Source organism: Delftia sp. JD2, assembly GCF_001682645.1.
GTDB classification, from domain to species: domain Bacteria; phylum Pseudomonadota; class Gammaproteobacteria; order Burkholderiales; family Burkholderiaceae_C; genus Comamonas; species Comamonas acidovorans.
On record NZ_LFJT01000035.1, the window covers coordinates 34,946 to 57,858 of the forward strand.

Sequence of the window (22,913 nt, forward strand, 5' to 3'; positions counted from 1 at the left end):
TTGAGTTCTGCCGGGTTTGGCCGAGTTCAGCTACTTGGGGGCGCCCAGTTGGTACTTGGAGCCCTCGCCCTGGCCATCGGAGATGGCGGCGGCCTGGCCGGCAGCAGGGTTCACACCGCCGGCATCTTCCTTGTTCGTGGCTCCTACCCCGCTTGCGGGCTCCGATGCCTTGGCGGGCAGGGGCGCGGCTGGCGGCAAGGGCTCGTGCGGATCCCCCTTGGCATGTGGCATGACCTGCTCGGCCATGATCACGGGCTGGCCCAGCAGGGGCTTGTCCGGCGGGGGCTGGTTGAAGCGCGGCACTTCGGCCATGGGAAATCCCGCGCGCGTTGACGAGGTCTCGCCCGAGCAGGCGGCCAGCGTCAGCAAAGAGGTTGCGGCGACGCCCAGGGCCAGCCGTCTGGCGAGTGTCGTGGCCTGCACAAATTCATGGGGCATGGTTGTTCTCCGATGTCGATCTTCCGGCCGACATGCTCCCATGTGTCCAGGACTGGTGGCGTAGGTCCATGCCGGATTCCCGGTGACAGGCCACCGCAATCCTTGCTCAGGGCTGGCTGCCGCTGGCCTTCCACGATCCATCGGACTGCTTGCAGAACCAGAAGCGCCAGTTTTCCGAGGTCTTTTTCAGGCGCACGTCGGCCGACAGCAGGCGGCAGCTTCCGGCCGAGCCGGTCTGCACGGTCTGCTGCGGCTGCAAGGCCATCGTCACGCGCTGGTTGGTACGGTTCGGGCGGCTGGTCCATTCGGTCACGGAGCCGTCGGCGGCCTCGTTGAGCACCTTTGCAACGGCGGCCTTTGCGTCGGGCAGGTCCCTGGCGGGAATGCGTGCGGCGATGGTGTCGTTGAGGAAGATCAACGCTGCGGCATTGGCGCTGGTGGACACCAGCGAGGCGGCGGCGGCCAGCGATGCGACGGTGAGGGCAAAGGTTTTCATGCAATGGTTCCTGGAGTGTGGGCCGACGACCGCAGCGGGATGTCGGAAGGAAGGTATCGGGCCATGTTAACGGCTGCCGTGGTGGCGCCGTGCGTCGCGCACCGCTGAAACCAGCGCGGACTGCGGCCGAGTGTGGTCGAGTGCTGCCGAGGGCCGCGCAAAACCGTTACAGTCCCTGGCGGATTCCTTCGTCCATTTCCGCCAGAAATTCCACTGCATGCCACGATCTTCCAGCCACCAGACCACCCAGCGCTTTGCCATTCCATGGACGCTTGTTGCAGGCTTTGGTGCAGCGGCCCTGGCCACCCTGGTCATCGCCTTCGTCAATTTCCGGGCGTCCGAGGCGCGGGGCCAGGCCGTGAATGCCATGGACCGCACGACGCTGGCCATGCGCCAGCTCAGCCAGCTCAATGCCTCGCTCAAGGATGCCGAAACCGGGCAGCGGGGCTTTCTGCTGACGGGTGACCAGGCCTATCTGCAGCCCTACCAGCAGGCGCGCGATGTGCTGCAAAAGCAGCTGGAGGCGCTCAAGGCGCGCACGTCCAGCGACTCCGTCCAGCACCGGCTGCTGGACCAGATCGAGGACATCTCGACCCAGAAGCTGCGCGAGCTGCAGGAAACCATAGACTTGCGCAAGGCCGGCGACCTGGACGCCGCCATGGCCCTGGTGCGCCTGGACGTGGGCAAGAACGCCATGGACCGGCTGCGCGAGCTGATCGATGATCTCTACACCCGCCAGACCCGTGAGCTGGAGCAGCGCCGCCAGCTGTGGGTGGAGGCCTCCACCACCTCGACGTACTACTCCTGGGGCGGCTCCCTCATCTTGCTGGGCCTGATCCTGGCATCGGCCGCGCTGACGGTGCGCGAGTACCGCGTCAAGGCGCGCCAGTCGTGGGTGACGTCCGGTCTGTCCGGCCTGGGCCAGCAGTTGCAGGGCGACCGCCGGCTGGAAGACCTGGGCCAGAAGGCACTGGAATACCTGGCCACCTACCTGCGCGCCGAGGTGGGCGCCGGCTATGTGGTGGACTGCGCCGACGGCGGTCTGAGCCTGTTCGGCGGTTATGCCTTGCCGCGCGAGCGCCTGCAGCACAAGCTGCTGCCCGGCGAGGGCCTGGCGGGCCAGGCGGTCACCTCGCGCAAGCTGCTGCATGTCAGGGACGTGCCCGCGCAGCACTTGCCGATTTCCTCGGGCACCGGCCAGTCCAGCCCGTTGCAGCTGATGGTGGCGCCCGCCATGGAGAACGGCGAAGTGTTCGCCGTCATCGAACTGGGCTTTCTGCGCGGGGTGAGCGAGGCAGAGCGCAGCCTGCTGGAGCGGGCGTCCGAAATGCTGGCCGTGGCCATCCGCTCGGGCCTGGACCGTTCGCGCCTCGAGACCTTGCTGGAAGAAACGCGCCGCCAGTCGGAAGAGCTGCAGGCCCAGCAGGAAGAGCTGCGCGTGAGCAACGAGGAGCTGGAGCAGCAAAGCCGCATTCTGCAGGAGTCGCAGACGCAGATGGAGCACCAGCAAAGCGAGCTGGAGCAGACCAATGCCCATCTGGAGGAGCAGACCCAGCAGTTGGAGTACCAGCGCGAGCAACTGCTGCGCGCCCAGGGTGCGCTGACCGACAAGGCGCACGAGCTGGAGCTGGCCAGCCAGTACAAGAGCGAGTTCCTGGCCAACATGAGCCACGAGCTGCGCACGCCGCTGAACTCCACGCTGATCCTCGCCAAGCTGCTGGCCGACAACAAGCCCGGCAACCTGCAGGCCGATCAGGTCAAGTACGCACAGACCATTCATGCGGCGGGCAGCGACCTGCTGGCGCTGATCAACGACATCCTGGACCTGTCCAAGATCGAGGCTGGCCAGGTCAGCGTCCTGGTGGAGCCCATGACCATCGCCACCGCCTTGCAGGCGCTGATGGAGCCGCTGCGCCCCATCGCCCGCGAAAAAGGCCTGGAGCTGACATGGACGGTGGACCCCGGCGTGCCGGCCTCCATGCAGACGGACCCCATGCGGCTGGCCCAGGTGCTCAAGAACCTGCTGTCCAACGCGCTCAAGTTCACGGCCAAGGGCTCGGTCGACCTGCAGGTGTCCCGCGTGCCCGGGGGCATGCTGGCGTTTGCCGTGCGCGATACCGGCATCGGCATTGCCGAGCAGCAGCAGCAATTCATCTTCGATGCCTTCCGCCAGGCGGACGGCAGCACGCATCGCAAGTTCGGCGGAACGGGCCTGGGCCTGTCGATCTCACGTGACCTTGCCGGGCTGCTGGGCGGCACGCTGACCGTCTCCAGCACGCCGGGGCAGGGCAGTGTGTTCACGCTGACCGTGCCTGTGATCCTGGAGCTGGTGGAGCCTGGCCAGGCCTTGGCTGCCGCGCCGCTGCCCCGCCCGGCACGGGAATCGCTGGCGAATGCGCAGACGCAGACACAGACGCAGGTGCCGGTGTCATCGCCCGCGTCCGTGCCCGCCGTCGCCTCGGCCCATGTCGCGCCGGCTGCGCCCGCGTTCGCGCCGGCCATGTCGCCAGCCATGTCTGCGCCGATGTTGCCTACTTCGTCCGCCGCGAATGCCCTGCGAAAGAGCGGGCAGAGCGGGCGCCGCATTCTCGTCATCGAGGACGATCTGCGCTTTGCCGACATTCTTTCCGAGCTCGCGCGCGAGATGGGTTTCGAATGCGATGTGGCCAACACCGCGTCCGACGGCCTGGCCATGGCGGCAAGCAACCAGCCCAACGCCATCGTGCTGGACATCAACCTGCCCGATTTCTCGGGCCTGGGCGTGCTGGACCAGCTCAAGCGCAACCCCGTCACGCGCCACATTCCCGTGCACGTGGTCTCGGTGGCCGACTATTCGCAGGAGGCCATGGGACGCGGCGCCGTGGGCTACGCACTCAAGCCCGTCAAGCGCGAGGAACTGGTCCATGCCCTGAAGCGGCTGGAGGCCAAGTTCACCCAGGATTTGCGCCGCGTGCTGGTGGTGGAGGACGACGAGCGCCAGCGCGAGAGCGTGCGCCACCTGCTCAGCCGCAGCGATGTGGACATCGTCTGCGCGGGCACGGCGGCGGCGGCGCTGGAGCATCTGCGCGGCGCCACCTTCGACTGCATGGTGATGGACCTGAACCTGCCCGATATCAGCGGCTACGAGCTGCTGCAGCGCATGACGGACCAGGACGATGTTTCCTTCCCGCCTGTCATCGTCTACACGGGCCGCGCGCTCTCGCGCGATGAAGAGCAGCAGCTGCGGCGCTTTTCCAAGTCCATCATCATCAAGGACGCGCGCTCGCCCGAGCGCCTGCTCGACGAGGTCACGCTGTTCCTGCACCAGGTGGAGTCCGAGCTGTCGGCCGAGCACCGCCAGATGCTGCAGGTGGCGCGCAGCCGCGAGTCGGCGCTGGAAGGGCGCACGGTGCTGGTGGTGGAGGACGATGTGCGCAATGTGTTCGCGCTGTCCAGCATCCTGGAGCCCACGGGCATCCGCGTGGAGATCGCGCGCAACGGGCGCGAGGCGCTGGAAACCCTGGAAGCGCGGGGCACGGCGCAGGCCGGCATCGACCTGGTCCTGATGGACATCATGATGCCCGAGATGGACGGCTACACCGCCATGCGCGAGATCCGCAACCGCCCGCAATGGCGCCGCCTGCCCATCATCGCCCTGACCGCCAAGGCCATGAAGGACGACCAGGAGAAATGCCTGGCCGCCGGTGCCAACGACTACATCGCCAAGCCGCTGGACGTGGAGAAGCTGCTGTCGCTGGTGCGGGTGTGGATGCCCAAGTAGCAAGGAGGACGCGATGCCGCAGCTGAATAGGAGGACGCGATGCCTCAGCTGAAAAAAGCCCGCACCGCCGACATCGAGCAGCGCCTGCTGATCGACGCCATCTACCACCGCTACCACTACGACTTCCGGGGCTATGCCCAGGCCTCGCTCAAGCGGCGCCTGCAGTCGGCCCTGGTGCAGTTCGACTGCAAGACGCTGTCGCAGCTGCAGGACCGTGTGCTGCACGATACAAGCGTGTTCCCGGCCCTGCTCGAGTACCTCACGGTCCAGGTCAGCGACATGTTCCGCGACCCGACCTACTTCCGCTCGCTGCGCACCGAGGTCGTGCCGCTGCTGCGCACCTATCCCTCGCTCAAGGTCTGGGTGGCCGGCTGCAGCGCGGGCGAAGAGGTGTATTCGCTGGCCATCCTGCTGCATGAAGAGGGCCTGCTGGACCGCACCCTGATCTACGCCACCGACATCAATCCCCATGCGCTGAAGGCGGCAGAGCAGGGCGTGTTCGACATGGCGCGCGTGGCAGCATTCACGGACAACCATGCGCGCTCGGGCGGGCACAGCTCGCTGTCGCACTACTACACGGCGCGCTATGGCCGTGTGGTCTTCGACAAGGGGCTGCGCGAGCACATGGTGTTCTCCGACCACAGCCTGGCCACCGACAGCGTGTTCGCCGAGATGCACCTGGTGTCCTGCCGCAACGTGTTGATCTATTTCGAGCGCGAGCTGCAGGACCGGGCGCTGGGCCTGTTCCGCGATGCGCTGTGCCATCGCGGGTTCCTGGGCCTGGGCTCCAAGGAGTCGCTGCGGTTTTCAGGACATTCGGAGGCCTTCGAGGACTTCGTGCTCGAAGACCGCATCTACCGCAAGAGGGCCGGGCTGTGATGCCCGCGACCACGAACACACCCGCCTCGGACGCCGCCACAGCCTACGAGGCCATCGTGATCGGCGGCTCGGCCGGCGCGCTTGATGCGCTGTCCGTGGTGCTGCCCACGCTGCCCGCCAGCCTGCGCGCTTCGGTGCTGGTGGTACTGCACCTGCCGCGCGACCGGCGCAGCCTGCTGGGCCAGCTTTTTGGGCCGCGCTGCGCCCTGCCGGTGCGCGAGGTGCAGGACCAGCAATGGCTGGAGCCGGGCTGCCTGTACTTTGCGCCGGCCGACTACCACCTGCTGGTGGACAGCGGGCCCAGGCTGGCGCTGTCGCTGGATGCGCCCTGGCATTTTTCGCGGCCCTCGATCGATGTGCTGTTCGAGTCGGCTGCCGACTGCTATGGCGAGCGCCTGCTGGCCGTGCTGCTGTCCGGCGCCAACGAGGATGGCGCCCAGGGCATGGCCAGCGTGCACGCGGCCGGCGGCCTGGCCGTGGTGCAGTCGCCAGACAGTGCCGCAATGCAGACCATGCCGCGGGCGGCCCTGGCCCGCGTGCCACAGGCCCAGGTGCTGGCGCCGCAGGGCATTGCCGCGCTCATCGCATCGCTGCACGGCCAGGGGAGGCTTTGAATGTCCATTCAGCGCGCTCCCACCAGACAAAATACCGAGAGAGAATCCATGTCCCAAACAGATCGCGTCAAATGCCTGATCGTCGATGACATTGCCGAGAATCTGATCGCCATCGAAGCGCTGCTGCAGCGCGACGGCATCGAGTTCCTCAAGGCGCATTCCGGCCCCGAGGCGCTGGAGCTTTTGCTCGACCATGGCGATGTGGCGCTGGCCTTGCTGGACGTGCAGATGCCCGAGATGAACGGCTTCGAGCTGGCCGAGCTGATACGCGGCAGCGAGCGCACGCGCCACATCCCGCTCATCTTCATGACGGCCGGCTCGCGCGAGCACAACTGGCAATTCCGCGGCTATGAAAGCGGCGCCGTGGACTTTCTTTACAAGCCCATCGACCCGCACATGCTGACCACCAAGGCCAACGTGTTCTTCGAGCTGCACCAGCGCAAGCAGGCGCTGGCCCAGCAGCTGCAGGAGCGCACCGAGGCGCTGCGCATCAACGAGATGTTCATGGCCGTGCTCAGCCACGACCTGCGCACGCCGCTGCAGTCCATCAAGGCGGCGGCCACCGTGCTCACGCGCCAGCCCGATCCCGGCAAGGTGGCCAACATGGCCGAGCGCATGCTCAGCAGCAGCCAGCGCATGTCGCGCATGATCGAGGATCTGCTGGACGTGACCCGCATCCGCCAGGCAGAAGGCCTGCCGCTGTCGCCTCAGCCGGCCAGCCTGCAGACGTTGCTGCAGCGCACGCTGCAGGAGGTGGAGACGGGCTTCCCGGAGCGGCGCCTGGAAAGCGAGATGCTGGGCAATCTGGAAGGCATCTGGGATGGCGAACGCCTGTGCCAGGTGCTGACCAACCTGCTGGGCAATGCCATGCACCACGGAGATCCCGCGCAGCCGGTGCAGGTGACGGCCGATGGCCGCCAGGACGATCGCGTGTCCATCACGGTGCGCAACGGCGGCACCATTCCCGCGGAACTGCTGCCCACGCTGTTCAACCCGTTTCGCGGTGGTGAACGCCGGCCCGGCCAGCACCAGGGACTGGGCCTGGGGCTGTTCATTGCGCACCAGATCGTGCGTTCGCATGGCGGGCGCATCGATGTGCGCTCCGCCGACGGAGTGACCAGCTTCAGGGTGGAATTGCCGCGCGAGGCGGTGGCGGGAGGCTCCAAGGCCGCGCTGTGACGGCGGGAGCCGGGGGGCGCGAAAGCGCGAACGCTTCAGTGGGCAGGGTTGCCGAGCGCTTCCTGGATGGAGTCCAGCAGCGTCTCCAGGTCCTCGATTTCGAAGGGCTTGAGCAGGGTCCGCACATGGGGGCCCCAGGCCGTGGGGTAGGGGCCCAGGTCGTAGCCGGAGCACAGGATGATCCAGCGCTGCGCATCGGCCTCCAGCAGCTGCCGCGCCAGGTCGGTGCCTGACAGGCCAGGCAGGCTGACATCGGAAACCACCACGTCGAAAGGCTGGGCCGCATCCAGTTCCAAGGCCTGCTCGGCGGTGGCGCAACTGGTCACGAAGCGTGATTCGCTCTCCATCAGCAGGCCAATGGTTTCGCGCAGGTCGGCATTGTCTTCAACGTACAGGATTCGCATATCTCTTTGTTGCAGTGCATCATGCTGCTATCAAAAAAGCAGCATTGACGAGGGCTGATCATCCACACCCTCGGGCGGCCATCGCGTAGGACAGCATGCAAACTTTTCTGCCGCCGCCTGCGTGGAGCCGAGGTTGTGGATTGTGCAATACAACGAAGAACGCCAGAGCAAGGCTTGCGCGCGTTCAGCGGGTGGAGGCCTGCGGCGGGTCCAGAACATGCTTTTGAACGGGCAGGAATTCATCCGCCTGCCGTGAATAGTCCCAGCGCGTGAGCTCGCGGCGCCAGGCCGGGCCCTGTCCAGCCGAGTCCTCCTGCTGCTCCAGCGTGAACAGGCTGTTGGGAGCATGCGCGCGCAGCCGCAGCGATACCGCAGTGCCCGCCTGCGCCGCCCACAGCCCCGGCAGCGGCTGGACCAGGCCGGGGTCATGTCCATGGCCTGACAGCACCAACTGCGCTCCGGCGTCGCGCCAGGCCGCCAGGGCCGTTGCCGCGCGGTGCGGGCGGTGGCTGCGGTCCTGGGCATGGGCGGCTGCCAGCGGGTGGTGGCTGACCACAATGCGCCAGTCGCCGGGGCTGGCCTGCGCCAGCCTTTGGGCCACCTGCCGGATCTGGCTGGCCGACAGGCTGCCGCGCTGGTGGCGCCACCAGCGCGTGGTGTCCACGCCAATCACGCAAAAGCCCTGCTCTGCGCACCAGGGCTGCAGGTCGGCACTGATCCAGCGGGCGTAGCGATCATGGGCATGGCCGCCCAGCCGCTCCCACCAGGCAAGCAACGGCAGATCGTGGTTGCCCGGCACGACCAGGCGGCGCGGTACGGGAAGGGCATCGAGAAACTCGCGCGCCTGGGCAAACTGTGCGGCCGTGGCACGCTGGGTCAGGTCGCCGGAGACCACCAGCAGCGCCACGGGCAGACGTGCGGCCAGTCTTGCCGCGGCGGCGCACACGGCCGGATCGTGGGCGCCGAAATGCAGGTCCGACATATGCATGAGCAAAGCCATGGGCGTTCCTTGTCCCTTGAGATCAGGAGGAGGGCCCGGCCTCGCCCGGCACGACCAGCCACAGCGGCTTCTCGCCCAGGCGAAAACGAATGGGCGGCGCCATCCATTCGCGCTCGCCATCAAAGGCCACCTTCAGGCGCCGCGGGCGCCGACCTGCGGGCTCCGCCACCAGCTCGGTGCAGGCCAGGCTGGCCACCGCATCGTCCTGCGCCAGCCGTCCCAACACGGCATTCCAGACCACGCGCGCCGGGGCCTCGCTGGCCTGCGGCAGCAGCAGCACGGCGGCCAGGTGCTGGCCGTCGGCCACGGCGCGGGCTTCGGCAATGCCCACGCGCTCCAGCTGCATCGGGTTGTTGCCCACGAACAGTGTGCTGGCCAGGTGCTCCTGCTGCTGCAGCGGCGCCTGGCGGTCGGAGCGCAGGGCGATGCGCCAGCGGCGTGCGCTGCCACCGCGAAGAATGCTCCAGATGGAGGCCGCAATGGCCACCAGCCGCGTGCGGCCAAAGCGTGTGGACGCGCGCTCGCGTTCGTCCAGCAGGCGCGGGTACAGGCCCAGGCTGGCGTTCACCAGGAACAGCCGTTCGTTGACCAGGCCCACGTTCACGGGCCGCATCTGGCCGGCCTGCAATGCCTGAAGAATGTCCTGCACGGCCTGGGCGGGGTCCAGCGACAGCGCCTGCTCGCGGGCGAAGTAGTTGAAGGTGCCCAGCGGAACCACGCCCATGGGCACGCCCTGCGCCCAGGCTGCGGCGGCCACCGCATTGATGGTGCCGTCACCGCCGGCGGCCACGACCAGGCCGCCATCCTGGCTGGCCCTGTCCACGGCGCGGGCGGCCAGGTGCACGATGTCGGCGCGTGCGCCAGGCACATGCCACTGCACGCTGCGCTGCTGCAGCGCGGGCACGCTGGTGAGGCGGGCGCGCAGCTGTTCCAGGTCGGCGCCTGGGCGCAGGGGCACGATCAGGTGGATGGGGCCGGCGGGGTCCAGACGGGGCGGGGGCGGCTGGCTCTCGGAATAGGTGGGCGTCATGGAAGGCGGGAGGCTGGAACAGGCGCCGATTGTTTCGTGGATTGCAGCTGCATGTGCACCGGATCATGCAAGCGGCACACGTCAGCCAAAGCCGACAGGCAGGGCACCACAAGGCAGCAGCGGCTCACCAGCGGATCGTCAGCGTCTCACTGCTGGCTCACTCGGGCCAGGGAGAGCGGTACTCCAGCATCTGCGCCAGCGGCACGGGCCGCTCGAACAGATAGCCCTGTGCATGCTCGCAGCCCAGCGCGTGCAGCAGCCTGGCCTGGGCCTGCTCCTCCACGCCTTCGGCCACGACCTTGACGCCAAAGCCCTGGGCGATGCGCAGCACGGCGGTCACGATGGACTTGTCGGATTCGGACTCCGGCAACTGGCCGACGAAGCTCTGGTCGATCTTGATGCAGTCAAAGCGCAGGCGGCTGAGATAGGCCAGGGAGGAGTAGCCGGTGCCGAAGTCGTCAATGGCGATCTTCACGCCCAGCGCGCGGATGGCGGCAATGCGCTGCAGCGTGGCGTCGCTGTCGTCCAGCAGCATGGATTCCGTCAGCTCCAGGGTCAGCAGCCGGGCGGGCAGGCCGCTGGTGGCCAGTGCCTGCTCCAGCGTGGAGGCGAAGTCGGACTGGATGAGCTCGCGTGCCGACATGTTGACGTGCAGCTCGAAGTCGGCGGGCAGCCGGGGCAGGTGGGAGGCGATGTCGTGCGCCGCCGTGCGCAGCACCCATTCGCCCACGCTCAGGATGAGGTCCGACTCCTCGGCCACCGGAATGAAGACGCCGGGCGGCACCATGCCGCGCGTCGGGCTGTTCCAGCGTACCAGGGCCTCGGCGCCGACCATGCTGCCTGTGGCCAGGTCCACCACGGGCTGGTAGAACACGCGCAGCTCGTTGCGCTCCACCGCCTGGCGCAGCTCCATGGCCAGCTGCGTGCGGCCCAGCATTTTCTGCGCCAGGCTGGGCTCGAACAGCAGGAAGGGGTGCGAGCCGCGCTGCGCCTCACCCAGCGCAATGCTGGCGTTGCGCAGCCACTCGGGCAGCGCGCCCGGCAGCAGCTCGCCGCTGACGGCGCCCGCGCAGGCGCGCAGCACGATGTCGTCCTTGCCCACGGAAAATGGCTGGTCGAAGATTTCCAGCAGATGGCGGCATTTGTCCTGCATCTGCTGCGGCGTGCAGTCATGCAGCCACAGCATGGCGAACTCGTTGCTGGCCGTGCGCGCCAGCAGGGCAGGAAACTGCAGATGGTGGTTGCGCAGCCGCTCGGCCACGGCCCGCAGCAACTGCTCGCCCGTGCCGTGGCCCACATCGTCGCGGACGCTGCGGAAATTCTGCAGCTCCAGCAGGCACAGCGCTGCAGGGCAGGGCGTGTTGGCGGCTGCCGCCGCATCGGCCTGCTCGATCAGGCCGGCGCGCGTGAGCAGCTGCGTCAGGCTGTCGTACTGCAGCAGGGTGCGCATGTGCTCGAACGATTCCTGCAGCCGCTGCGCCATGTTGTGGAAGGCCGAAACCAGGGACGATGTCTCGACCAGGGACGTATCCGGCAGCGCCCCTACCGCGCTCCAGTCGCCCTTGGCCAGGCGGTTGGCCGCATCGGCCGTCACCGCCAGGGGGCGCAGCGCCCGGCGCAGGCACCACACGCCCAGCCCCAGTCCCAGCAAGGCCAGGCCGAAAGCGAGGACCAGCGCATGGCGGCTGTCCGCCCGCATGCTGCTGACCAGATCGGATTCGGGCTGCAGCACCAGGATCCGCCAGTCGATGCCGCGTGCATCGTGGAATGCGGTGACCTGGCCGTGGTAGATCTGCCCCTGTTCCTTGAAGCTCAGGTTGATGGTGTTCTGGGGGGCCGCTGGCGCCGATGAATCCGCGCTCAGATGGGGAGGCAGCAGGGCGGCCAGGCTGCGCAGCGCAAGATCGGGGCTTTCGGACAGCCGCAGGCGCACGGGTGGGTCATAGGGGCCTTCGCGCCGTTTCAGCACCGACAGCTCGGACGAGTGCGCCACCATGTAGCCCTGTGCGTCGACCACGGCGATATGGCCGTTGCCACGCAAGGGCTCGTCGCGCAGAAAGCGGTTCATGCTGCTCAGCCGCACATCGGCGGCCACCACGCCGGCCAGCTGGCCGGACACCCGCACGGACGTGGATGCGGAAATCGTGGTATCGCCGCGGTCGCCAGTCACCGTGTAGATGGGCGACCAGTGCGGGCCGTCTTTGTGGATGGCAGGCTGGTACCAGGGGCGCACGCGGGGGTCGTAGCCGGCAAGGCTGGACATGGGCGGGCCGGGCTCCAGCCCCTCGAAGATCTGCAGGGCGCCCTGGGTGCTGCGGTCCTGGAGAATCAGGCGGTAGCGGCCATCGGGCTCCAGCCGCACGCCCGTGTATTCACCTTGTACGCCGCCAAAGCTCAACAGGCTGATCTGGTGGTGCTGGGCATACAGCTCGGTGAATGAGCGTGTCAGATAGCCATAGATGGGGCGCAGGTCGCCGGGTGTGTAGAGCGCCTGCCGGGCCACGGTTTCGGCCAGGGCCTGCTGCACGCGCAGCGGGGTCTCCAGGTAATCGGCCAATTGGTGGCGCGTGGTGGTGGACAGGGAGTCGAGCAGCCGCAGGCTTTCGCGGTTGATGAGTTGGTCCACCTGGCGCTGCTGCCATGCCGCCAACAGCCCGGCCGTGACCACGAACACCGCTATGAAGGGGGCTGTGACTGCCGTGCGAAGTGAGAGCCTGAAGGCGGGCATGCAGAGGTTTCCGTAGCGTGCGCCGGGCAGCCAAGGGCCGGATCTGCCTGCGACAGCGGCCATTGTGCAGTGCCTTCGCAGCCCTGCGCCGCCGCCGCCGCAGTCCGCGCCTGGGCGCTCCTGTGGTTGATAGGAAAATTTGTTGATAAATGGTTTTCGGTAGAAAAAATGAATTCTTGATGGCGATTTGCCAGAACGCAAAGGCGGGCCGTGGCCTGCGCAAAGCCGGCCATTGCGCCACTCGGTTTACATATCCGTTTACAAATTGATCACCATTACATGTAGACATCACATGTAATGGTCGCTATGGTATCCGCATGGAACAAAAGACATCAGCCCATTACCAGCGCCTGCACCGGCAACGGCTGCGCGAACAGGGGCTGGTGAAAAAGGAGGTCTGGATTCTTCCAGAGTACGGCGCGGCATTGCAGCAATTGGAAAAGCAAATGCGCGTGCCGGGATTGCAACCGGAATCAATGGTTCTCATCCACAAGGAGGGCGGCATGGACAACAGCAGACAGGCATATCGGGATATTCACGCCTTGGCGGGCGATCTGCAGCAATCGGCACTGGTGCAAGGCGGCCGGCTCCATATCGAGGTGCTGGAAGGCGCAGACGCAAGTTTGCTGGTCAGCCTGCCCGAATTCGGCGATCTGCCGGTGCATGTGGCGCTCTCGGGCGACCAATTGGTGGTGGAGGCCTTCCTGTGGCCCGCCGACCAGGTGCACGACCGCGCCGGTCTCAACGAGCAAATGCTGCGTCTGCAAAAACTGTTTCCCTTCACCACGATGGCGCTGGAACCCCAGGCCCACGGCGGCGAGGGCTATGTGATGTTCGCCGCCCTGCACGCCAGCAGCAGCGAGGGCGACATCATTGCCGAGATCCTGACCCTGGCCGACAGCGTCATCCAGGCCACCGAGGCGCTGGCCCACTACCTGACGCCTGTGCCCGCACCCGCGTCCGCACCCGCATCCGCGCAGGCCTGACGCCCCGCCCGTTGAAGACACTGAGCCCCTAGGAGATCATCATGACCATCTGGAACAAGCTGGTGACAGCGTTGCGCGGCGCCGCCCACGAGGCCGGCGAGGCGGTGACCGACAGCCAGGCCCTGCGCATCCTGGACCAGGAAATCCGCGATGCCGACAGCGACCTGAACAAGTCCAAGGAAGCGCTGGCCGACATCATGGCCAAGCAGAAGCTGGCGGCCGGCAAGCTCAAGCAGACCCAGGAACGCATTGCCGAGTACGAGGGCTATGCCGTCAAGGCGCTGGACACCAGCGACGAGGCGCTGGCGCTGGAAGTGGCCGGCAAGGTCTCCGTGCTGGAGACCCAGCGCGACGAGGAGCAATCCCAGCTGCACGCCTACACGCAAAGCGTGGAGCAGTTGCGCGTGGCCATACAGACGGCGCAAACGCATATCAAGCGCCTCAAGCAGCAGGCCGACACGGTCAAGGCCACGGAAAGCGTGCAGCGCGCCCAGGCCACGGTGGCCGGCCGCTACGCAGGCTCGCAGACGCGCGTGCAAAGCGCGCTGGATTCTCTGGAGCGCATCAAGCAAAAGCAGGCCGAGCGCGGTGCGCGCATGGAAAGCGCGGCCGAGCTGGCGCGCGACAGCAGCGAAGATGCGCTGGATGCCAAGCTGCGCGCTGCCGGCATCACGCCCCAGGCGGGCAATGCGCAATCGGTGCTGGAACGCCTGAAGGCGCAGCGCGCCGCAACTGGCGGAAAAAGCGCTTGATGCGCGGCCGTTGTCCAGGCAGGCACTGCCAGGCCTGCCGCCTCGGCTGCCGGATTTGAGGGGAGGGGAGAAACATGTCTGCGTTCCTGCAATACGCGTTTGGCTTTCCGACTTTCATCTTTGGCGCCTTGCTGCTGTTCATGCTGCTGTACTGGCTGATCGCCATGCTGGGCCTGCTGGAGGTGGACTCGCTGGACCACTGGGTGCTGTTCGACGGCAGCGACCATGCGCACGGCGTGGAGCATTCGGTCAGCGCGCTGGCCGGGCTGCTGCTCAAGGTGGGCCTGGGCGGCATTCCGCTCACGGTCATCCTCACCGCGCTGTTCCTGATGTCCTGGCTGGCCTCGTATGTGCTGTGCCATTTCGTGCCCATGCCCCAGGGCTGGACCCTGGTGAACCTGCTGACCGGCTCCCTGGTGGCTGCGGCAGCCATGGTGCTGGGCTTTGCCGCCACCGTGCTGCTGCTGCGCCCGCTGCGGGGCATCGTCAACAAGGTGGCGCCTGCAGAGGAGCCCAAGGTGCTGCTGGGCCGAACCGGCCTGGTGCGCAGCGCCGTGGTGGACGGCACGCAGGGCTACGGCAGTGTCGAGGACGGCGGCGCGGGCCTGAACGTGCAGATGCGCTCGCCCGAGCGCGCACTGGGCCGGGGCACCGAGATCGTGCTCATCGAGCACCTGCCCGAGCACAACGCCTGGCGCGTGGTCAGCAAGGCCGAGTTCGACGGCACCGAGCTGCCGCGCTAGTTCCGGGATTCCCACAAGGCCCGAGCGTCCGTTCGGCGGGCGCGGCCTTTCCGTTTTTTCAGCGTTTTCACAGATAGCAATTCACAGGGGAGATTCGCATGAACATGAGCAACATGGAGTGGTATATCGTCGCCGGGGTGGTGATCGGTTCCGTCTTCGTCGTCATCCTCGGGCTGTTCGCCCTGGTCAAGGCCTTCTACATCAAGGTTCCGCAGGGCACGGCGCTGATCATCAACGACACCACGTCGCAGCCCAAGGTCAAGTTCACGGGCGGCCTGGTGCTGCCGGTGATCCACAAGAAGGAGTTCATGCAGATCTCGCTGCTGACGCTGGAGATCGACCGGCGCGGCAAGGAAGGCCTGATCTGCCGCGACAACATGCGCGCCGACATCACCGTGGCCTTCTACCTGCGCGTCAATGAAACGGCAGAGGACGTGCTCAAGGTGGCCAAGGCCATCGGCGTGGACCGGGCCTCGGACAAGACGGCCGTCAACGAGCTGTTCAACGCCAAGTTCTCCGAGGCGCTCAAGACCGTGGGCAAGCAGATCGAGTTCGTCAAGCTGTTCGAGAACCGCCAGGATTTCCGCGACCAGATCATCCATGTCATCGGCAACGACCTCAACGGCTATGTGCTGGAGGACGTGGCCATCGACTACCTGGAGCAGACGCCCAAGTCCTCGCTGGACCCCAACAACATTCTGGATGCCGAGGGCATCCGCAAGATCACCGAGCTGACGGCCAACCAGAACATCGTCACCAACGAGCTCGAGCGCAACTCCGACCTGGCCATCACCAAGAAGAACGTGGAGACCAAGGAAGCCATGCTGGCGCTGGAGCGCCAGCAGGCCGATGCCGAGGCGCGCCAAAAGCGCGAGATCGCCACCATCCAGGCGCGCGAGCAGGCCGAAACCCAGAAGGTGCAGGAAGAAGAGCGCCTGAAGGCCGAGCAGGCGCGCATCCAGACCCAGGAGCAGCTCGACATCCGCGAGGAAAACCGCCAGCGCGAAGTGGCCGTGGCCCAGCAAAACCGTGAGCGTGCCGTGGTGATCGAGGTCGAGAAGGTCACGCGCGCCAAGGAGCTGGAGATCGTGGCCCGCCAGCGTGAGGTGGAGCTGCAGCGCATCGAGAAGGAAAAGGCCATCGAGGTCGAGAAGGCCAACATCGCCAACGTGGTGCGCGAGCGCGTGGTGGTGGAAAAGTCCGTGGCCCAGGAAGAGGAACGCATCAAGGAAGTGCGCGTGGTCTCCGAGGCCGAGCGCATGAAGCAGGTCACCGTGCTGACCGCCCAGGCCCAGGCCGAGGAAGACATGGTGCGCCAGGTCAAGAAGGCCGAGGCCGAAGAGGCTTCCTCGCGCCACAAGGCCGTGGAAGTCACGACCATGGCCCAGGCCGAGCTGGAAGCGGCCAGCAAGACCGCCGAAGCCAAGAAGAAGCTGGCCGAGGCCATCGAGGTCGAGCGCGCCGCGCCCGGCCTGGCCGATGCCAAGGTGCGCGAAGTCACCGCCGCCGCCCTGGAAAAGGAAGGCCTGGCCCAGGCCCGCGTGATTGCCGAGAAGCTGATGGCCGAAGCCAAGGGCCATCAGGAAAAGGGCCTGGCCGAGGCGCGCGTCATCGAGGCCACGGCCGATGCCAACGAAAAACAGGGCCTGGCCGATGCCAAGGTGCTGGAAGAGCGCCTGCTGGCCCAGGCGCGCGGCGAGGCCCAGGTGGGCGCCACCAAGGCCACGGTCACGCGCGACGTGGGCATGTCCGAGGCCGATGTGCTGCGCGACAAGCTCTTCGCCGAGGCCAAGGGCCTGACCGAGAAGTTCACCGCGCTGGCCTCGCTGTCCGACCAGGCGCGCTCGCATGAGGAGTTCCGCATGCAGCTGGAGAAGAACTTCGAGCAGGCGCTGGCCGCCATCGAAGCCAACAAGAGCGTGGCCAAGGACCAGTCCGAGGTGCTGTCGGCCGCGCTCAGCAAGGCCAACATCGACATCGTGGGTGGCGAGGGCGCCTTCTTCGACAACTTCGCCAAGGCGCTGTCCGTGGGCAAGGCCGTGGAAGGCGTGGCGGGCAAGAGCCCCATCGTGCAGGACCTGATCAGCAAGTTCCTCAGCGGCAAGGGCGGCGCATCGCTGCTGAATGCGCTGGGTGACGGCAAGGGCCTGCCGCCCACGCAGAGGGTCGACTGAAGGGGGCGGCCGCCCGGCCGCTCCCTCCACCGGCTGCCCAGCCTCCCGCATCCGCCTTCCTCCGCCCCCCTGCCTGCCAACCAGTCAGCTGGCCGGGGAGGGCGTGAATGGTCCCTGACACGCGAAAGCCCGTGACGCCCATGTCCCAACCGTCCCCATCGTCTTCACAGTCCCCGTCCCCCGACACCGCAGCCTCTGCCGTGGACCAGGCAGTCGCCAGCGGCGGCTCCTACGAAGTGCTGGCCAAGCGCCTTGACGGCCAGGGGCAGGCGCTGGAGACGCTGGCACGCCAGCTCAACGAGGAGCGGCTGGAGGAATTCGGCCGCAGCCAGATGGAAGTCATCGGGCGCATGCGCGTGCGCACCGAAAACAACTGCCTGGGCCGCGACATCGCCCAGGTCGGCGGCTATCTGCTGTTTGGCTACAACGTCTTCATGGGCCTGAAGCAGTCCACGCGCGTGGAAGACGTGTTCGTGCTGTACCGCCTGCACGAGGGAGAGCAGGGCTACGAGGTCACGCCGGTCGATCTCAAGGACAGCTTTCTGGGCATACAGAGCTTCGTGCAGGACTTCCAGGAGCTGTACGCCTACTACAAGAACACCCGGCTGATGCAGCTGGCCGTGCGCGACGGCAAGCTGCTGGCGAGCTTCCAGATCGGCGAGCGCCTGTCCGATGTGCGCGTATTCCGCTGGTCCGTGCCCGTCGATGGCCAGCCCATCCGCTACATAGACAACCGGGGCGAGCGCGACATCGAGCTGCCCGCACCGCATGACTTCGAGTGGCAGCGCGCCGGGCGCGAGCAGCTGGTGCAGGGACGCCATCCGCACATCAACATCCTGGACAAGGTCTTCGTCGAGACGCTGGGCGGCGACCTGACCATCAAGGTCGAGAACAACACCAACGACGGCCTGGGCATCTACCGCGAGCCCGTGCAGGAGAAGAACCAGTCGCTGGACGACGCCGTGTTCGAGTACGCCGCCGTCGGCAGCCTGATCCTGCTGAAGATCCTGCCCTACCGCGAAGAGCAGTGGCGCTACCTGATCTTCAACACCCTGTCGCGCCAGGTGCTGCGCATGGACGCCATCGGCGCGGCCTGCATCCAGCTGCCGCAGGACCACGGCATCATCTTCCCCGGCGGCTACTACCTGCAAAGCGGCGAGAACCGCTCGTTCGAGCAGAACATGCAGGGCATGCGCTACCGGCGCAGCATCCGCTCGCCCAACGGCGAGGATGTGCTCTACGTGTTCTACGAGCCCGAGAGCGGGCGCATGGCGCTGTTCAAGTACAACCTGATCGAGCGCGCGCTGCAGCCACCCATCATCGGCCACGGCTATGCGCGCATGGACGACGGGCGCGTCGTCATCTTCGCGGCCGAGAGCAACGAGGCCTCGCGCGTGCACCCCATGCAGGTCTGGCGCACGCCCTTCGCCTCGGACGACTATGCGGCACGCCAGCCGCAGCGCGACAGCTTCCTGGGCCGCATCGGCAATGCCGAACTGGTCAGCGGCATCTCCGACCTGTACAGCGTGCGCAAGGAAATCGCGGCCACCGAGGTCTCGCTGCCGCGCTACGAGCGCCTGATCGACGCCGCGCGCCGCCTGTTCGAGCGCTACCACTGGCTGGGCGCGCCGCAGCTCAAGGGCGTGCACGAGACCCTGCTGGGCATTGTCGCCACGGGTGATGCGGTCATCGACGAGTACGAAAAGGTCGAGAGCATCCGCAACGCCTCGGCCAAGGCCATGGGCGAGGTTTCCAGCCGCCACGGCCAGTTGCTCAAGACACTGCGGCTGGCCGACTGGAAAAGCATTGGCGAGTACGTGGACGCGCTCACCCAGCTGGGCCAGTTGCGCGGCCAGCTCATGGCCACGCGCGACCTGCGCTATGTGGACCAGGCCGCCATCGACACCATGGTGCAGGGCGTCAACGAGGCCCAGGCCGAAGTCTCCCAGCGCACGGCCGCCTTCATTGCCACCGACGAGGCCATGCAGCCCTATGCCGACCAGCTGCAGGCACTGGACCAGGCCGCGCAGGCGGCAGCCACGGTGGCGCAGATCAACGAGCCGCTGGCGCGCATGGCCGACATGGCGGCCGCGCTGGACATGCTGTCCGAGCTCATGGGCAGCCTGTCCATCGACGACGCCACGCAGCGCACCCAGGTGGTGGATCGCATCTCGGCCGTCTACGCGCGCCTGAACCAGGTGCGTGCACGCGCCGAGCAGCGCCGGTCGGGCCTGGGCGGCGCCGAGAACGTGGCCCAGTTCGCCGCCCAGCTGGCGCTGTTCTCGCAAAGCATCGTCAGCGCCCTGGGCCTGGCGCAGACGCCCGAGAAATGCGACGAGCAGCTGGCGCGCCTGCTGGTGCAGCTGGAGGAAATCGAAAGCCGCTTCGGCGAGCACGAGCAGTTCCTCGGCGACATCATGGCCAAGCGCGAGGAGGTGCTGGAAAGCTTCGAGGCGCGCCGCCAGTCGCTGCAGGACGAGCGCCAGCGCAAGGCGCAAGGCGTGCTGGACGCGGCCCTGCGCATCGTGCAAAGCCTGCCCAAGCGCACCGAAAAACTCGCCAGCGCCGACGCGCTGCATGCCTTTTTTGCGGGCGATCCGCTGATCGGCAAGCTCAAGGAACTGGCCCAGCGCCTGCGCGAGCAACTGCATGACCCGGTCAAGGCCGACGACATCGACGGCCGCGTCAAGAACCTGCGCGACCAGGCGTTTCGCGCGCTGCAGGACCGCACCGAGCTGTACGAAGGCGACGGCGCCATCATCCGCCTGGGCCGCCACCGCTTCAGCGTGGGCAACCAGGAGCTGGACCTGACCCTGCTGCCGCGCAACGGCGAACTGTTCCTGCACCTGGTCGGCACCGAGTATTTCGAGCCCATGGACAACCCGGAGCTGGCCGCCCTGCAGGCCTACTGGGATGCCTCCACGCCGGCCGAATCGCCGCAGTTCTACCGGGGCGAATACCTGGCCCTGGAAGTGGTGCTGGCCGCGCGCCAGCGCCGTGACGGTTGGAGCGAGGCCCGGCTGGCCCAGTTGCTGCCCGACGAGGCGGCGCTGACCCAGGCCATCCGCGAGTTCTCCGCGCCGCGCTACCGCGAAGGCTATGAGCGCGGCATCCATGACCATGATGCGGCCCGCATCCTGCAGGTGCTGCTGCCCCTGCGCGATGCCGCCGGCGTGCTGCGCTTTGCGCCCGACGCCCGTGCGCTGGCCCTGCTGTTCTGGAGCGCACAGGCCCAGGTGCAGCAGCCGCAGCTGGCTGCCGCCATGGCGCAGTGGCCGCTGCGCGCCCAGCAGGCCCAGGCCATGCAGCAGATATTCGGCAGCGAGGCCGAACAGCTGAGCCTGCGCACCGACATCTCCGAGCGCCTGCGCGCCTATGCCGAAGAGCGGGGCCTGCTGCGCGACCTGCTGCCAGGACAGGCGGCGCCCGCAGACAGCGATATCGACAGCCTGATCCACGGCGCCGCCGACTACCTGCAGGCCGAGCTGGCGCAAAAGGCCGTGCGCTTTTCCTTCTCCAGCTACAGCCAGTCGGCCATTGCCGCGCTGCAGGCTGCCGTGCAGCAGCAGGCCCAGCCGCTGCAGCGCTGGGAAGAAATGCAGGCCTACTGGCAGGGCGAGGACCGGCGCGACAAGGCCGTGGCGCCGCTGGACCAGCGCTGGCGCAGCGCGCTGCACTGGCTGCAGACCGCCTGCCGCGCGCTGGACGACGGGCAAGGGCAGGCCTGGCTGGCCTACTGCGGCGAGGCCGCCGCCTGGCTGTGCTGTGCCGGCCAGTTGCCCTGCAAGGTCAGCAGCGTGGACCTGCGCCACGAAGTGCCGGGCCTGCTGGGCCAGCATCCGCGCATTGCGGACGGCCGCATGTGGCTGCAGATCGACGACCTGGGCCAGCGCGCCGCGCGCCATTTCCGAACCTTTGTTCCCGAATTCGGCCGCTACCAGGCGCTGCGCCAGCAGCTGCTGCAGGACTGGCGCTCGCGCGTGCGGGTGGAGGAATTCAAGGCCCGGCCGCTGTCGTCGTTCGTGCGCAACCGGCTCATCAACGAGATCTACCTGCCCGTGATCGGCGACAACCTGGCCAAGCAGATCGGCGTGGCCGGCGAGAACAAGCGCACCGACCAGATGGGCCTGCTGATGATGATCTCGCCACCCGGCTACGGCAAGACCACGCTGATGGAGTACGTGGCCAACCGGCTGGGCCTGATCTTCATGAAGATCAACGGCCCGGCGCTGGGCCACTCCGTACGCTCGCTGGACCCGGCCCAGGCGCCGGACGCCACGGCGGCCAAGGAGCTGGAAAAGCTCAACCTGGCGCTGGAGATGGCCAACAACGTGATGCTGTACATCGACGACATACAGCACACGCACCCCGAGTTCCTGCAGAAATTCATCTCGCTGTCGGACGGCACGCGCCGCATCGAGGGCGTATGGAAGGGCCAGACCCGTACCCACGACATGCGCGGCAAGCGCTTTTGCGTGGTGATGTCGGGCAACCCGTACACCGAGTCGGGCGAGGTCTTCAAGATCCCCGACATGCTGGCCAACCGTGCCGACATCTACAACCTGGGCGACGTGCTGGGCGGAATGCAGGAGGTGTTCAAGCTCAGCTATATCGAAAACAGCATGACCTCGAACGCCGTGCTGGCGCCGATGGCCACGCGCAGCCTGCAGGACCTGTACCTGCTGCTGGACAAGGCGCAGGGCCGGGAGGTCTCGGGCAATGCGCTGTCGCACGACTATTCATCGGCCGAGCTGCGCGAGATCGAGGCCGTGCTGGCCCGCATGGTGCAGGTGCGCGAGCTGGTGTTCAAGGTCAACCAGCAGTACATCCAGAGCGCCGCGCAGGACGACGGCTACCGCACCGAGCCGGCCTTCCGGCTGCAGGGCAGCTACCGCAACATGAACAAGCTGGCCGAGAAGATCACGCCCGTGATGAACGACCAGGAAATGCAGCAGATGCTGGCCGACCACTACCAGGGCGAAGCGCAGATGCTGACCACGGGCGCCGAGGAGAACCTGCTCAAGCTCGCCGAGCTGCGCGGGCAGATGAGCGACGAGGACAGCGCCCGCTGGCAGCAGATACGCCAGCAGTTCCTGCGCCGCCAGGCCGCAGGCGGTGCCAATGCCGACGCTGCCACGCGCGTGACGGCGCAGTTGGTCGATCTGGTCGCCGCCACGCGCGAGGTGGCCCAGTCGGTGTCCCAGTCCCAGCAGCAGGCGGTGCAGGAAGACGCCGCCGGCCAGGCCCACGCATCGGCAGCGGCCGCGCAGGCCGCCGCCAGGGACGCTGACCAATCCCAGACGCTACAGGCGCTTCAGGCTCTGCTGGCGCGGCTGCTGCAAACCCAAAGCGCGGCAGGCGATTCGCTGCACGGCATACGCGAGCTGATGGCGCAAAGGGCGGCCAGCGAGCCCGTCGGCACCCAGGCCAGCACCCCTTCGGAGGTACAGGCCGCCCAGGACCGTCAGGCCCTGGTCCACATGATGGGCCAACTGCTGACCCGGTCGCTGGCCCAGTCCCTGGAGCCCGTGGTCACGCACCTGGACCAGGCCCGCCGCCAGCAGCTGGGCCTGCACCGCGTGCTGATGCAGGTGGCCACGCGCATGCAGGAGCAGATCGACGCCCAGCGCGCGGGCCGCCCCGTGCCGGCTGCTGGCGCCATACGCTCCGAGGAAATCGACAAGGCCTTCGAGCGCATGCAGCGCGGCGACGTGCCGCCTGCGGCCTAGG

The 22,913-nt window shown here is 67.2% G+C and carries 15 protein-coding genes; 9 read left to right on the top strand and 6 right to left on the bottom strand.

The window, feature by feature from the left end; genetic code table 11:
* Window positions 1–30 precede the first annotated feature (30 nt).
* Window positions 31–438 carry a hypothetical protein gene (locus ACM14_RS18820; protein ID WP_065346978.1) on the bottom strand — a complete coding sequence of 136 codons (408 nt, stop codon included), beginning with the start codon at window positions 436–438 and terminating at the stop codon, window positions 31–33.
* A 106-nt stretch (window positions 439–544) separates the two neighbouring features.
* Entirely contained in the window at window positions 545–934 is a 390-nt protein-coding gene (locus ACM14_RS18825) for a hypothetical protein (protein WP_013802375.1), read from the bottom strand.
* A 217-nt stretch (window positions 935–1,151) separates the two neighbouring features.
* On the opposite strand from ACM14_RS18825, the gene ACM14_RS18830 reads away from it, so the two are divergent.
* From ACM14_RS18830 to ACM14_RS18845, 4 genes are read left to right on the top strand one after another with little or no spacing between them, the layout of a single operon-like run.
* The gene (locus tag ACM14_RS18830; protein ID WP_065346979.1) at window positions 1,152–4,694 is read left to right on the top strand and encodes a response regulator; all 3,543 of its coding nucleotides are present in this window, start codon (window positions 1,152–1,154) and stop codon (window positions 4,692–4,694) included.
* Window positions 4,695–4,733: 39 nt separating this feature from the next.
* Window positions 4,734–5,573 carry a protein-glutamate O-methyltransferase CheR gene (locus ACM14_RS18835; RefSeq protein WP_012205655.1) on the top strand — a complete coding sequence of 280 codons (840 nt, stop codon included), beginning with the start codon at window positions 4,734–4,736 and terminating at the stop codon, window positions 5,571–5,573.
* The gene (locus ACM14_RS18840) at window positions 5,573–6,187 is read left to right on the top strand and encodes a chemotaxis protein CheB (protein WP_034393833.1); all 615 of its coding nucleotides are present in this window, start codon (window positions 5,573–5,575) and stop codon (window positions 6,185–6,187) included. Before ACM14_RS18835 ends, ACM14_RS18840 begins: the two co-directional genes overlap by 1 nt.
* Window positions 6,188–6,235: 48 nt before the next feature.
* Window positions 6,236–7,366 (top strand): hybrid sensor histidine kinase/response regulator, encoded by a 1,131-nt coding sequence (locus tag ACM14_RS18845; RefSeq protein ID WP_175403284.1) that lies wholly within the window; start codon window positions 6,236–6,238, stop codon window positions 7,364–7,366.
* Between the two features lie 35 nt (window positions 7,367–7,401).
* On the opposite strand, the gene ACM14_RS18850 is transcribed toward ACM14_RS18845, so the two are convergent.
* The 4 genes from ACM14_RS18850 to ACM14_RS18865 form a co-directional block, all read right to left on the bottom strand.
* Window positions 7,402–7,770 (bottom strand): response regulator, encoded by a 369-nt coding sequence (locus ACM14_RS18850; protein ID WP_012205652.1) that lies wholly within the window; start codon window positions 7,768–7,770, stop codon window positions 7,402–7,404.
* A 184-nt stretch (window positions 7,771–7,954) separates the two neighbouring features.
* On the bottom strand, window positions 7,955–8,770 hold the full coding sequence (locus ACM14_RS18855) for a metallophosphoesterase (protein ID WP_065346981.1): 816 nt from the start codon (window positions 8,768–8,770) through the stop codon (window positions 7,955–7,957).
* Between the two features lie 22 nt (window positions 8,771–8,792).
* Entirely contained in the window at window positions 8,793–9,800 is a 1,008-nt protein-coding gene (locus ACM14_RS18860; RefSeq protein ID WP_065346982.1) for a diacylglycerol kinase family protein, read from the bottom strand.
* Window positions 9,801–9,957: 157 nt separating this feature from the next.
* A complete protein-coding gene (locus ACM14_RS18865; protein WP_065346983.1) occupies window positions 9,958–12,591 on the bottom strand; it encodes an EAL domain-containing protein in 2,634 nt (877 codons plus the stop codon).
* Window positions 12,592–13,031: 440 nt separating this feature from the next.
* Between ACM14_RS18865 and ACM14_RS18870 the strand changes: the two genes are divergently transcribed.
* The 5 genes from ACM14_RS18870 (at window position 13,032) to ACM14_RS18890 (ending at window position 22,912) form a co-directional block, all read left to right on the top strand.
* Window positions 13,032–13,514 (top strand): YjfI family protein, encoded by a 483-nt coding sequence (locus ACM14_RS18870; RefSeq protein ID WP_254662087.1) that lies wholly within the window; start codon window positions 13,032–13,034, stop codon window positions 13,512–13,514.
* Between the two features lie 41 nt (window positions 13,515–13,555).
* Window positions 13,556–14,266, top strand: coding sequence for a PspA/IM30 family protein (locus ACM14_RS18875; RefSeq protein WP_065346985.1), 711 nt, complete (start codon window positions 13,556–13,558; stop codon window positions 14,264–14,266).
* A 74-nt stretch (window positions 14,267–14,340) separates the two neighbouring features.
* Window positions 14,341–15,009: a hypothetical protein gene (locus ACM14_RS18880; protein ID WP_013802385.1), complete on the top strand. Its 669-nt coding sequence runs from the start codon at window positions 14,341–14,343 to the stop codon at window positions 15,007–15,009.
* Window positions 15,010–15,107: 98 nt separating this feature from the next.
* On the top strand, window positions 15,108–17,183 hold the full coding sequence (locus ACM14_RS18885) for a hypothetical protein (protein ID WP_012205645.1): 2,076 nt from the start codon (window positions 15,108–15,110) through the stop codon (window positions 17,181–17,183).
* 200 nt (window positions 17,184–17,383) lie between these two features.
* Window positions 17,384–22,912, top strand: coding sequence for a DNA repair ATPase (locus tag ACM14_RS18890; RefSeq protein WP_254662088.1), 5,529 nt, complete (start codon window positions 17,384–17,386; stop codon window positions 22,910–22,912).
* Window position 22,913 lies beyond the last annotated feature (1 nt).